General features: G+C 66.0%; 14 protein-coding genes. All 14 read left to right on the top strand.

Annotated features, from left to right (window positions below; all coding sequences use genetic code 11):
* Nucleotide 1: 1 nt before the first annotated feature.
* The 14 genes from GTP77_RS11845 (at nucleotide 2) to GTP77_RS11780 (ending at nucleotide 12697) form a co-directional block, all read left to right on the top strand.
* Nucleotides 2–265, top strand: coding sequence for a DUF4266 domain-containing protein (locus GTP77_RS11845; RefSeq protein WP_161072370.1), 264 nt, complete (start codon nucleotides 2–4; stop codon nucleotides 263–265).
* On the top strand, nucleotides 265–1410 hold the full coding sequence (locus GTP77_RS11840) for a DUF3570 domain-containing protein (RefSeq protein WP_229202166.1): 1146 nt from the start codon (nucleotides 265–267) through the stop codon (nucleotides 1408–1410). Before GTP77_RS11845 ends, GTP77_RS11840 begins: the two co-directional genes overlap by 1 nt.
* Before the next feature lie 4 nt (nucleotides 1411–1414).
* Nucleotides 1415–2308, top strand: a complete 894-nt coding sequence (locus GTP77_RS11835; protein ID WP_228895422.1) for an FAD:protein FMN transferase — start codon at nucleotides 1415–1417, stop codon at nucleotides 2306–2308.
* Nucleotides 2309–2409: 101 nt separating this feature from the next.
* Nucleotides 2410–2781 (top strand): ComEA family DNA-binding protein, encoded by a 372-nt coding sequence (locus GTP77_RS11830; protein ID WP_161072369.1) that lies wholly within the window; start codon nucleotides 2410–2412, stop codon nucleotides 2779–2781.
* 283 nt (nucleotides 2782–3064) lie between these two features.
* Nucleotides 3065–3370, top strand: coding sequence for a hypothetical protein (locus GTP77_RS11825; RefSeq protein WP_161072368.1), 306 nt, complete (start codon nucleotides 3065–3067; stop codon nucleotides 3368–3370).
* A 3-nt stretch (nucleotides 3371–3373) separates the two neighbouring features.
* Entirely contained in the window at nucleotides 3374–4741 is a 1368-nt protein-coding gene (locus GTP77_RS11820; RefSeq protein WP_161072367.1) for a pilus assembly protein TadG-related protein, read from the top strand.
* A 35-nt stretch (nucleotides 4742–4776) separates the two neighbouring features.
* Nucleotides 4777–5643 carry a hypothetical protein gene (locus GTP77_RS11815; protein ID WP_161072366.1) on the top strand — a complete coding sequence of 289 codons (867 nt, stop codon included), beginning with the start codon at nucleotides 4777–4779 and terminating at the stop codon, nucleotides 5641–5643.
* Nucleotides 5640–6479: a hypothetical protein gene (locus GTP77_RS11810; protein ID WP_161072365.1), complete on the top strand. Its 840-nt coding sequence runs from the start codon at nucleotides 5640–5642 to the stop codon at nucleotides 6477–6479. Before GTP77_RS11815 ends, GTP77_RS11810 begins: the two co-directional genes overlap by 4 nt.
* Nucleotides 6476–7216, top strand: a complete 741-nt coding sequence (locus tag GTP77_RS11805; protein WP_161072364.1) for a hypothetical protein — start codon at nucleotides 6476–6478, stop codon at nucleotides 7214–7216. The genes GTP77_RS11810 and GTP77_RS11805 overlap by 4 nt, the downstream gene beginning before the upstream one ends.
* Nucleotides 7213–7407, top strand: coding sequence for a hypothetical protein (locus GTP77_RS11800; protein WP_161072363.1), 195 nt, complete (start codon nucleotides 7213–7215; stop codon nucleotides 7405–7407). Before GTP77_RS11805 ends, GTP77_RS11800 begins: the two co-directional genes overlap by 4 nt.
* Before the next feature lie 2 nt (nucleotides 7408–7409).
* Nucleotides 7410–8354, top strand: coding sequence for a Flp pilus assembly protein CpaB (gene cpaB / locus GTP77_RS11795; RefSeq protein WP_161072362.1), 945 nt, complete (start codon nucleotides 7410–7412; stop codon nucleotides 8352–8354).
* A gap of 73 nt (nucleotides 8355–8427) precedes the next feature.
* Nucleotides 8428–9969, top strand: a complete 1542-nt coding sequence (locus GTP77_RS11790) for a type II and III secretion system protein family protein (RefSeq protein WP_228895428.1) — start codon at nucleotides 8428–8430, stop codon at nucleotides 9967–9969.
* Nucleotides 9970–9971: 2 nt separating this feature from the next.
* Nucleotides 9972–11837: a TadA family conjugal transfer-associated ATPase gene (locus tag GTP77_RS11785; RefSeq protein ID WP_161072360.1), complete on the top strand. Its 1866-nt coding sequence runs from the start codon at nucleotides 9972–9974 to the stop codon at nucleotides 11835–11837.
* Nucleotides 11834–12697: a type II secretion system F family protein gene (locus tag GTP77_RS11780; protein WP_161072359.1), complete on the top strand. Its 864-nt coding sequence runs from the start codon at nucleotides 11834–11836 to the stop codon at nucleotides 12695–12697. Before GTP77_RS11785 ends, GTP77_RS11780 begins: the two co-directional genes overlap by 4 nt.
* The last annotated feature ends 4 nt before the right edge of the window (nucleotides 12698–12701 follow it).

Raw genomic sequence — 12701 nt, 5'->3', positions numbered from 1 at the left:
CATGCAAGCACAAATAAGGTGGCGCGGGGCGTGCAGGCTGGCGAGGTGGGCTGCATGGGCCGCGCTGTGCGCCGCAGCCGGACTGGCCACCGGCTGCGCTCCGCTCCAGCCTGTGGCGGCGTGGGAAAAAGGCGCGCTGGCACAGCCCAATATGCGCTTCGACCGCGACCCTGCCGCGTCGCGCTACAGCGCCCACATCTACGACAGCAAGGAAGCCGCCAGCGGCGCGGGCAGCGTGGGCGGCGGCGGCTGCGGGTGCAACTGATGCCGAAGACCGACCTGCCGCCAAGCCAGGCCCTGATGCTGGCTGCGCTCGCACTGCCCGGCCTGGGGCTGGGCTTGCCGAGCGCAGCCGCGCAAACCCTGCCGGACACCGCCACCCTCAGCGTCGACTATCTGCACTACAAGGACGAACAGCCCGGCCTGGACCGCGTGAGCGTGCGCTCGCCTGCGGTGCGCCTGTCGCTGCCGGTGGCCGGCGGCTGGCTGCTGGAAGCGGGCGCCGTCAGCGACCACGTGTCCGGCGCCACGCCGCGCTACCACACCGCCATCTCCGGCGCCTCGCGCATGGACGACCTGCGCCACGCCGCCGACCTGCGCGTCACGCGCTACCTCGCCAACGCCAGCGTCAGCGCAGGCGCCGCCTGGTCCAACGAGAACGACTACCGCTCGCGCGCGCTGTCGCTGGGCGGCACCATCAGCAGCGCGGACCACAACACCACCGGGAGCCTGTCCTTTGGCGTCAGCAACGACACCATTTCCCCGGTCAACCTGCTGGTGACAGGCGAGCGCCGCCACACCGTGGAATGGCTGGCCAGCCTGGAGCAGGTGCTGACCCAGCGCGACATCGTCAAGCTCGACCTGACGCATGCGAAAGGTAAAGGCTACTACTCGGACCCCTACAAATACGTCGACAACCGCCCGCGCAAGCGCGACGTCAACAGCCTGCTGCTGCGCTGGAACCACGCGCTGGGGGACGGCAGCGCCATGCGCACCAGCTACCGCTACTACATGGACAGCTTCGGCGTCCGCGCCCACACCCTGGGCGCCGAATACGAGCGCGCGCTGGGCGGCGGCTGGGCCTTGACGCCCTCGCTGCGGCTGAGCACGCAATCGGCGGCGGACTTCTATTTCGACCCGGTGTACGACAAGCGCTTCGGCCCGCCTTTCCCGCCCGGCTACACCTTCGGTTCCACCGCCTTCACCTCGGCCGACCAGCGCCTGTCCGGCTTCGGCGCCGTCACGGCCGGTCTGCAGGCCGCCTACAGTTTCGGCGACGGCTGGCGCGCGCAGGTGAAGGCCGAGCATTATCGTCAGAGCACCCGCTGGCGCCGCTTCGGCACCGGCAGCCCCGGCCTGGCGCGCATGGACGCGCAAATCTGGCAGCTGGGCATCAGCAAGCAATGGTGAGCGCTTGAGCGCGCTGTACACCGTGGCCTTCCAGGCCATGGCCAGCCCTTGCCAGCTGCTGCTGCCCGCCGCGAGCGAGGAGGCGGCGCAGGCGCTGGCCGCGCCCGCCATGGCCGAAGTGCGGCGCATCGAAGCGAAGTACTCGCGCTACCGCAGCGACAGTGTGGTGTCCGCCATCAACGGCGCGGCCGGCGGCGCGCCGCTGCCGCTGGACGACGAAACCTTGGCCCTGCTGGCATACGCGGACCAGCTGTACACCCTCAGCGGCGGCCTGTTCGACATCACCACCGGCGTGCTGCGCCGGGCCTGGAACTTCAAGCAGCCGCGCGTGCCGCAGCCGGAGGAGCTGGCGCCGCTGCTGGCCCTCACCGGCTGGCGCAAGGCCGAGCGGGAAGGGAGCAGCCTGCGCCTGCCGCTGGCCGGCATGGAGCTGGATTTCGGCGGCTTCGGCAAGGAATACGCCGCCGACCGCGCCGCCGCGCTGCTGCTGGCGCAAGGCGTGCACTGCGGCTACGTCAACCTGGGCGGCGATCTGCGCGTGCTCGGCCCGCAGCCGGACGGCAGCCCCTGGCGCATCGCCATCCAGCACCCGCGCCAGGAGGACGGCGCCATCGCCGCCATCGATGTCGCCAGCGGCGCGCTGGCCACCTCCGGCGACTACGAGCGCTATTTCGAGCTGGATGGCCGGCGTTACTGCCATATCCTCGACCCCGCCACCGGCTACCCGGTCACGGCGTGGCGCTCGGTCAGCGTGCTGGCGCCGCTCACGGTGGCGGCGGGCGCCAGCGCCACGATTGCCATGCTGAAAGGCCCGCAGGCGCTGGATTTCCTGGCCCAAACAGGCTGCGCCTGGCTGGCGCAGGACGCGGCTGGCGGCCTGCACAGCCATGCGGTTTGATTGATTTACATCAAACAAAGCCGGTCAACTGGCGTCGGCGGCCTCCGTTTACCACGGGCGAGGCGGAATCCCGTTTCGCTACCCACATAACGGAGACAAATATGATGAAGAAACTGTTGATGGCAGTTGCCGCATTGGTTGCGACGATGGGCTTCGCATTTGCACAGGTCGACGTGAACAAGGCCGATGCGGCCGCGCTGGACAGCGTGAAGGGCATCGGCCCGGCCAAGTCGAAAGCGATACTGGACGAGCGCACCAAGGGCGGCCCCTTCAAGGACTGGGCCGACTTTGAAATGCGCGTGAAGGGCGTGGGGGAAAAGAACGCGGTCAAACTGTCCGAAGCCGGCCTGCAAGTGAACGGCAAATCGCGCGACGGCGCAGGCGAAGCCAAGCCCGCCAAGCCGGCCAAGGCCGCGAAGGGCGAGAAGGCGGACAAGACGGCTTCTGCCGCTGCCCCCGCGACCGCCAAATAGCCTCCGGCTGCCGCAGTACCCCCAAAACCCCGCGCTGCGGGGTTTTTTTTATTCCGCCGCCAGGCGGCCATCGTAACTGATGAGGTGGCCCCGCACGATTGAAATGTTGCCAAAAAGCCCAATAAGTAAAAATAAAAATTATTTATTTAACATCGTTACATTTGGTGAAAATGTGCGCGGTGTACAAGGTCTACAGTTGGCTCCGCTTCCTCGCGCGGGCCACACCCCGTCCGTGGAGGCCCATTCCATTTGGTGTTTCCACAATTTGATAAAGGGGTATCGCATGAACATCCGCGCTTTCAAACGCAGGCAAACCGGTCAGGGCATGACCGAGTACATCATCATCGTCGCCATGATTGCCGTGGCCGCCATCGCCGTCACGCAACTGTTCGGCGCCACCGTGCGCAACCAGATGGCCGCCATCTCGAACGAGGTGTCCGGCAACGACGGCACTGCCGCCATCACCGCATCGCAAGCAGCAGCGACCAAGGCCGCCGCCGCCGCCAAGGACGCCAACAAGAACTCGCTGGGCACTTACGGCGACCAAGCCACCACCGGCAAGCAGGGCAGCGCAGGCGGGAGCAACTAAGTCATGAGCCGTTTCGCCTCCAACCCGCTGTCTTCCCTGCCGCGCCGCGCGCGGCAGCGGGGGCAGGCGCTCATCTATGGATTGTTCGTCCTGCTGAGCGGGCTGGTTGCGATGTTCTTCATGTTCAACACCGGGCAGCTGACGGCCGAAAAGGCCAAGCTGGTCAACACCGCCGACGCCGTGGCCTACAGCGCCGCCGTCATGCACGCCCGTGCCTTGAACTTCGATGCCTACACCAACCGCGCGCTGATGGCGAACGAGGTAACGATCGCCCAGATGGTGAGTGTCGATTCCTGGCTTGAATACTCCGCTGAACACGCCACCAGTGCCGATACGGCGATGCTCTGTACAACGAATTACCCTGTTCCCGGTGGCCTGCAGTTGCTGAAGTACACGCCGGCGTGCGGAGTCTTGGCCTATGGCGCAACAGTGATCAACGCCACTGAGAATGTCGTTAGCCCGGTGCTGCAGGTCACCGTGCTTGCGACTGAAACGGCAAAGGTGGCCTTGCAGCTGGCTCAGACCACCATGTATGCCAGTTTCCTGCCGGCTCGCACCCGGCTGATGCAGGAAGTTGCGGATGCCAATTACGTCGGCGATGGCGTGGTGAAGGTCGACCTGATTCCGCTGCTCGACAACTACACGTTGTTCGACGGAAAACCCTTCATAACGCCGAACATCGGCAATGACCGCACCCGCTTCAAGGATGTTGAGCTGAGTGCCGCCTACAAGGACGGTTTCGTCCGAAACCGTTCCTGGAGCGACAGCTCAATCTTGCCCTGCAATCCGGTGCCGCGCGGGAAAGCGAACCGAACCGGCAGCACTCAGCTAATTGGATTCGACGAGTGGCGCGCGCAGGACAGCGCAACGCTGCGGGCGGAGCAATTGCGCTTCCGCTTCGGCATACCGCGTTGCCGCACCGTCGCCAACTACTCGCTGGGTACCGGCCAGCAGTCCGCCCGCAAGAACGGCGGCGGCAGCGACTGGTTCTACAGCGGCGTGCCCAATTTTTTCGACGTCTCCAGCGAAGTGCTGTCGTATTCCCCGGACAGTCCCACTGCCGCAAAACGGGTAGACCCCACGCTACGCTTCGCCATTCGTCTTACGCGCGCTAAAGCGCAGACCATGACCTCCGACGGCCGCTCGCAGATCAAACCCACCGGCCGCCTGGACGTGATGAAAGGCGCGCAGGCGCAGGACGTACTGGCGGCGGTATCGACCTCCGAAGTCTATTTCGACCGCCCGGTGGCGCGCGCGGACGGCAAGAAGGAACTGCCAAGTTTGTTCAATCCTTACTGGCAGGCGCATTTGGGCGACAACTCCGCAGCGACGCTGGCAGCGGCTGCGGCACTGCAGGGCATCAATCCATGACTAGTTCAAAATATTTCATCTGCGGCGGGGTCGCCATGGCAGTAGTCTGCGCAGCGCAGGCCACCACGCCGCAAGAGGACGAGATCTTCAAGGCGCCCATGCCGCACGAGGCCTACGGCAGGGCGGGCGCGCAGGTGCAAGTGCACCGCGCGCGGCTGCACGGCTACTTCAACGGCAAGGAAGGCAACGCCGCGCTGCTGGCGCGGCTCAAGGAGAACGTGCAGGCTTGCGTGACGGATCACCAGCGTACCGGCCAGCCGGTCAATCCGCCCAAGGCTTGGCCGGACTACATGGTGAGCCACCGCGACGACTACTACCTTGCCTTACAGCGCAGCATCCAATATTCGTCCGGCGTTTCCTACCAGGTGAAAATCAGCGACTGCAGCCTGCTGTCCAAACCTGTGCGCACGGCCAAGCTGGAGTCGAGCGCGGGTATCTGCCAGATCGACCTGGTGGCGAAGATCGCCAAGGGCAACTGCGGCCCGGATGGCCACGCCGGTGCCCGACCTATGCCGGCCCGTCCTTCAGGTGGGGCGGATGCATTGCAGCGCATGGCGAACGACCCAGCCATGGCGGCGATGGCTGCGCAACTGCGCCAGGTATCGGCCTACGCCGCCAGCAAGACCGCCCAGCGTAAAGACGTGAAGGGCGTCACCTGCGACATTTGGGCGCTGCCCGCTGCTACCGGCGGCGGCAGCGCATGCTACGCATCCGGCGGCTCGTTTAAACCTGCGGTGGGCGCGGCGTCGCGCCAGTTCGGCGGCCTGTTGCTGGAAATGGAGCAACCGGAAGGCTTGAAGCTGAACGCCGCCGACGCCGCCATGGACACGACCGTCAGCGCGGCTGTCTTCACGCCCTATGCAGCCGGTGGCTACAGCTTTACCGGAGGGGGCGGGCAATGACGCGCACGCCATTCTTCGCAGCCCAGCGCGGCCAGGCGCTCACGGAGTTAGTGGTCATGTGCCTGGTGCTCGTGCCACTGTTCCTGTTGATGCCGGTGGTGGCGAAGTACCAGGACATCAGCTACGCCACGCAGATGGCCAGCCGCTACGTGGCCTTTGACGCGATGACGCGCAACGACGGCATGAGTTCATGGAAGCCGGTGTCGCAGCTGGAGGACGAAGTGCGCAGCCGCTACTTCAGCAACTCTGATGCCCCTATCAAGACCGGTGACACGGCGGGCGACTTTAATGCCAACCGCAATCGGTTCTGGAGCGACCAGAACGGCGGTGCGCTGATCAGCAAATTCAGCGACGTGCGGGTGACCTTCGGTGCTGGCGCGGCAGGTGCAGCGCAGTCCGACGGCTACGCTGCAGCCTCAGACGACGCACCATTTTCAATGCCTGTGCCGATCAATGTGCGCGATCAGCTCGAACTGAAAGCGAACGGCGTCTTCACCGCCAACGTTAGCGTCACGCTGGCCAATTTGCCGGCACCCGCCGGCAATCCGGCCGAGACCTACGAGCCGTTCAAGAACATCGGTCTGACTATCAGGCGTGCCACCAGTGTGGCGGTCGATACCTGGACCGCCAGCGGGCCAGGGCAGGTGGAGTCGCGCATCGACCAAACACTGCTTACGCCGGGCAAGGCGCTGCGCCCATTCAACGGCGTCGTGGATGACGCGGTGAAAGTGACAGAAATGACTGGCTGCTTTCCTGGCGCTTGCAATGGAAAAGGCCCAAAGCTGGGCGAACTGGCTTACTGGCGCGACGAAGTACCTGTGGACCGCCTGAAATGATGCGCCGCGCCCTATCCACCGCCGCACTGTCCGTACTGCTGTCGCCGGCTGTGCTGCCTGCAGCTGCGGCCGTCTGGCCGCAGGTGGAGCTGCCACCCGGCGCCGCCATCGTGGACATGGGGGCGCAGGTTGCCGCACAGGGCATGCCGATGCGCATGACGGGTTTTGCGACCAGCGAGTCCCCTGCGGTGCTGGCGGCCTGGTTTCGCAGCCACATGGAAAAGCCGCTGATGGAAAGCAAGGTTGGCAACAAGCTGGTGCTGGGCCGGCCGCGCGGCGACTACTACATCACCATTCAGCTCGAAGGCCTGCCGCAGGGCACGCGCGGCCTGCTGGCTGTAACCGACTTGAAGGCCGCTGCGAGCCAGCGCGGCGCCACGCAGGCGCAACGCGCGCGCTACCTGGCCCAGCTGCCGCAGGGCTCGTCCGTGATCAGCTTCCTCACCTCGAACGAGCGCGGCGTGGCTTCGCTGCTGCTGGCGGTGAACAACAGCTACAGCGAGGACGTGAACCGCGACCGCGTGCGCCAGCTGATGCGGGACGAAGGATTGGAATTCGAACGGGAAGCAAAACCCGAGGAATACGGTGGCCGGCCCCTGCCTGCCGGCGCCGTCAACGGCAGCACCCTGTTCTTCAAGGGACGGGGCAAGGACGCCATGGCCGTGATTTGCCGCGACCGCGAAGGGCGCGTCACCGTGGTGTTGAACACTACTTCGCATATGGAGCAACTGAAATGAAAAAGAACCAGGCAGGCTACACCTCTATGGAATACGCCATCGTTTGCGCCGTGCTGGGCTTCGCCCTGTTCGTGCCGATACAGGACAACCCCGCCAGCCCGGGCAAGGCGCGCACCACCTTCGAGATCGTCAGCGACGGCTTCCAGCTGGCCTACAAGAACATCAGCTACGCCATCTCGCTTCCGTTCTGATCATGAAGCTGCCTAATGTTGAATCGCTGCGCCGCATCCGGCCCGGCAAGACCTGGATAGTTCTTGGTATCGCGCTGCTGATCGGCGGCCTGGCGGCCTTCGCCGCGCGCAGCTTCCTGAGCGGCCAGATGGCCGCCATCGAGGCGCGCGGCAAGGGCCAGATGACGGCCGTGGTGGTGGCCAAGGTGGACATCGCCAAGGGCGAAAAGGTGAGCAATGAAAACCTCGCCATCCGCCAGGTGCCGTCCGAATACGCGCACTCGGTGGCGATCACGCCGGACGACTTCGCCCGCATCGACGGCCAGGCCGTGGCTTATCCGGTCAAGGCCGGGGAAATGATCCTGTGGGGGCTGATGGAGACGCAGCGCGCGCCGTCGTTCTCGTCGCGCGTGGAGAGCGGCCATCGCGCCATGACGGTGCCGGTGGACGAAATCAATTCCATCTCCGGCATGCTGGAGCCGGGCGACTTGATCGACCTGATTATCACGGTCGAGCAGAACGGCAAGAAGTCCACCTTCCCGCTGCTGCAGCGCATGCAGGTGATGGCCACCGGCCAGCGCTCGATCGACGATCCAAAAAGCGGCGAGCGGCGCAGCTATTCCACCGTCACGCTGGACACCACGCCGGCCCAGGCGCAGAACCTGATCGTGGCGCGCGAAGTGGGCAAGCTCACGGCGCTGCTGCGCAACCCGCAGGACCAGACCCCCATCGGCGCGCAGACCAACGACCTGGCTTCGCTGCTGGGCATGAACCAGCTGCGCGCGCAGGGCAAGGGCGGACGCCGCGCGGTGCCGGTTTTGTATGGCAATGGCGCGGGCAGCATGACGCCTGAAGCGATGCGTTTGCGTCCGCGCGGCGCAGCGGCGGCGGCAGCTGCGCAGGCGGCGCAGGAAAGCGATGTTCCTCCAGCGGTGCCGGTGGCCGTTGTCGGCGGCGGCGTGCATTAAACACATACCTAGAACAACAATGAAAACAATAAAATACTTACTCCCACTGCTTGCTCTGGCATTGGTACTGGCTTTGATACTGTTGGGCGTGCTGGCCGCGCCCGCATGGGCTGCAGCCCCGGAAGCCGAGGCGCAGCAGGCGCCGGCGGCGGTCCCTGCGGCAGCGGTACAGGCGCAAGCCCCAGCGCAGGCTCCCGGCGCAGCGCGCATGGGCAATATCGAAAATCTGAAGCCCACCACGAAACGCCAGCAGGCCAAGCCTGCCGTGTACGCGCCTATCGACCCTGCGCATGAAGCGGGCGCCGCGCCGGAGATTGAATTGTTCGCGGGCGAGTCGCGCGTGTTCCCCACGCCGGGCGTGGCGCGCATCGCGGTCGGCAACGGCCAGGTGATGACGGCGCATGCGCTGGACGACAAGGAAGTGATCATCTTCGGTAACAGCGTAGGCACGTCCACGCTGTTCGTGTGGAACGAGGATGGCCGCTACCAGCGCATCCGCGTGAACGTGGTGCCGGGCGAAACGGCCCGCGTGGCGCGCGAGATCGCCGGCTTCCTGCAGCGCATCCCCCGCGCCACCGCTTCGGTGGTGGGCGACAAGGTCATTGTCGAAGGCGATGAGCTGGACGACGCCGACCGCGAGAAAGTGGCCGAGATGGCCAAGCGCTACCCTCAGATCGTCAACTTCACCAGCCCTATCGGCTGGGAGCAAATGGTGATGATGGACGTGAAGGTGGTGGAGTTTCCCAAGTCCGAACTGCGCGAACTGGGGCTGAAGTGGAGCCCCACCGGCGGCGGCGCCATCGGCGGCATCTGGTATCCGGGCGGACGCGGCGACGTGGGCGGACGCAAGATCAATATCATCTCGCCGACCAGTGCCCCTGCGCCCATAGGCTCGGGAGACGGCAGCCCGGTCACGCTGCCGTCGCAGTTGACCATCCTGAGCGCCATCAACATGGGCCTGAACGCGCAGCTCAACCTGCTGGAGCAGAACGGCACCGCCAGCATCCTGGCCGAGCCGCAGCTGTCCACCCGCAGCGGCTTCAAGGCCAGCTTCCTGGCGGGCGGCGAGTTTCCCTACTCGGTGTCGTCGGTGAACGGCGTGACGGTGGTGTTCAAGCCCTACGGCATCAAGCTGGACATCGAACCCAAGGTGGGCCGCAATGGTGTGATCCGCGCCATCATCGACTCCGAAGTCAGCTCGCTGGACTCCTCCATCACCACGCTGGGCGGCCCTGCGCTGCTGAGCCGCAAGACCAAGACCGAGTTCAATGTGCGCGCCGGCGAAACCATCGTGCTGTCCGGCCTCCTGCAGCGCAACAGCAGCAACGACGTGGACAAGGTGCCCTTCCTGGGCGACATCCCCATCCTCGGCGCGCTGTTCCGCTCCAAGCGTTTCCAGAACAAGGAGACCGAGCTGGTGGTGTTCGTTACGCCGACCATTGTCGATCCGCGCTCGAAGGGGCTGGTGGACCGCGTGGAAAGCACCGGCCAGCGCCTGGGCGAACGGCTCGGCAAGTCGCCTTATCTGAGCGATCCGCTGCAGCCGGGAACCGATGCGGGCAAAGCGTACCTGCCGCAATCCCAGCCGCAGGCCCAGCCTGAAGGGAAGGAATAGCCATGCTGGAAATCGAGATCACCGAAGGCAGCGGCGCGCCGCGCCTGGAACACGCGCCGGACGAATGCCTGATCGGCAAGTCGCCGCAGAACGACGTCAAGCTGGGTGGCTGGCGCGTGAGCAAGGAGCATGCGCGCCTGCTGCGCACGCCCGGCGGCGTGCTGGTGCAGGACCTGGGATCGTACGGCGGCCTGTATGTGAACGGCGAACGGATCACGTCGCAATATGGCCCGCTGGGCCTGAACGACGTGCTGGCCATCGGGCCCTACCGTCTGCGCGTGCTTAATAGCGAGCCGGAACCGGAACTGGTGCAGGCCGCCGCGCCGCAGTCGCGCTCCAGCGCGGCGCAGCACCGCAACCGCATGGCCACCGAGGAGATCCACGCCTCGCGCGTGAATGCGGAAAGGGCGCACGCCGCCGTCGAACAGGCGCGCGCGCAGCAGCCGGAGCCCGAGAAGGAGCCCGGCTTCGCCGTGGTGCTGGGCATAGACCCGCGCCGCAAGGAACTCGAATTCGAATGGCGCAAGCGCATGCACGCGCGCCTGCTCGATACGATGGACCTGCGCCGCAAGGACGTATCGAGCATGACGGACGCGCAGCTGCGCACCGAAACGAGCCGCGTGATCCGCGAAATCCGCCAGGAGCTGGAGGCGGACATTCCGTCCGAGCTGGACCGCGATGTGCTGTGCCGCCAGGTGCTCAACGAGGCCGTGGGCCTGGGGCCGCTGGAGGAACTGCTGGAAGACGACAGCGTGAGCGAGATCATGGTCAACCGCCACGATGAAATCTACGTCGAGCGCGCCGGCCGCTTGCAGCGCCATCCGCTCACCTTCACCGGCGACCGCGCCGTGCTGGGCGTGATCGAGCGCATCGTGGCGCCGCTGGGACGGCGCATCGACGAATCCTCGCCCATGGTCGATGCGCGCCTGGCAGACGGCTCGCGCGTGAACGCCATCATCCCGCCGCTGGCGCTGAAAGGCCCCACGCTCACCATCCGCAAATTCGCCAAGCGCAAGCTGGACGCGGACGACCTGGTGCGCTTCGGCGCCATCAGCCCTGACATGGCGGAGTTCCTGGAGGTGTGCGTTCGTTCGCGCAAAAACATCATCGTGTCCGGCGGCACCGGTTCGGGCAAGACCACGCTGCTCAACATCCTGTCCAACTTCATTCCACCCGGCGAGCGCATCATCACGGTGGAGGACGCGGCCGAACTGAAGCTGCATCACGAACACTTGATCAGCCTTGAGTCGCGGCCGTCCAACGTGGAAGGCAAGGGCGCGGTGCTGATACGCGACCTGGTGAAGAACACGCTGCGCATGCGCCCGGACCGCATCGTGGTGGGCGAATGCCGGGGCGCCGAGGCGCTCGACATGCTGCAGGCCATGAACACCGGCCACGAAGGCTCGCTCACCACGCTGCACGCCAATACGCCGCGCGACGCGCTGGCGCGGCTTGAAACCATGGTGCTGATGGCCGGCATGGATTTGCCGCTGGTGGCCATCCGCGAACAGATTTCGTCGGCGGTGGACATCATCGTGCAGCAGACCCGCTTTGCCTGTGGCTCGCGCAAGGTCACCAGCATCACCGAGCTGACCGGCATGGAGAGCGGCCGCATCCAGCTGCAGGAGCTGTTCCGCTTTGCCGGCCAGGGCTACGGCAAGGCCGACGCGCATGGCGTGAGCCGCGTGCAGGGCGTCTTCACCGGCTGCGACATGGCGCCCACCTTCTACGAGGAGCTGCGCGCCATGGGCAACGAGCTGCGCATGGACATCTTCCGTCCTGCCGCGCAGCTGGCCGGCACGCAGCAGGAGCGCGAGTGGATGGCCCGCAGCGGCCATGACCGGCGCGCGGAAAGGCGTTCGGCATGAACACCAGCGCCACCTTCCTCACGGTGCTGACGCTGGTCGTCGCGCTGTCTGGCGCGCTGCTGGCGTGGTTCGCCATCGACGTCGGCACCGCCACCATGAAGCGCTACCGCGCCAGCTTCACCGAGCGCGCGCAGTTCCAGGTGCGCGAGTTCTTCCTGTTCATCGATGCGCGCAAGCTGTTCGCCGCCAATATGGCGCTGATGGCGCTTGGCACCCTGGGCGCCTGGATGGCGACCGGCAGCGCAATCCTCACGGCGGTGGCCTGCGCCATGCTGGTGTGGGCGCCACGCCTGCTGTATTCGGCCATGCGCCAGCGCCGCATGCTGCAGTTCGAGCATCAGCTGCCGGACGCGCTGATGATGCTGGCCGGCGGCATGCGCGCCGGCGCCGGTTTCGGTTCGGCGCTGTCGCAGCTGGTGGCAGAGGCGCCCGCGCCGCTGGGCCAGGAGTTCGCGCTGATGCTGCGCGAGCAGCGCATCGGCGTCACGCTGGAGCAGAGCCTGAGCAACCTGGCGCACCGCATGCCGACGCAGACCACGGTGCTGGTGGTGTCGGCCATGCGCATCGCATCGGAGACCGGCGGCGGCCTGGCGGAAACGCTGGAGCGCACCGCAGGCACCATCCGCAGCCGCCTGCAAATGGAAGGCAAGATCCGCGCGCTGACCGCGCAAGGCAAGCTGCAGGCCTGGGTGGTGGGCCTGCTGCCGATCGCGCTCGGCCTGGTGTTGCAGAAGATGGAGCCGGCCGCGATGGACATGCTGTGGCACACGCCGGCTGGCTGGGCGGCGCTGGCGGTGGTGGTGGTGTTCGAGGCCATGGGCATGTTCATCATCCGGAAAATCATCAGTATCGACGTGTGAGGAG

The sequence above is a fragment of the Pseudoduganella aquatica genome, from assembly GCF_009857595.1.
Taxonomy (GTDB): Bacteria; Pseudomonadota; Gammaproteobacteria; order Burkholderiales; family Burkholderiaceae_D; genus Rugamonas; species Rugamonas aquatica_A.
Note: the sequence above shows the minus strand (reverse complement) of the source record. Positions and strands in the feature narration are given on the sequence as shown.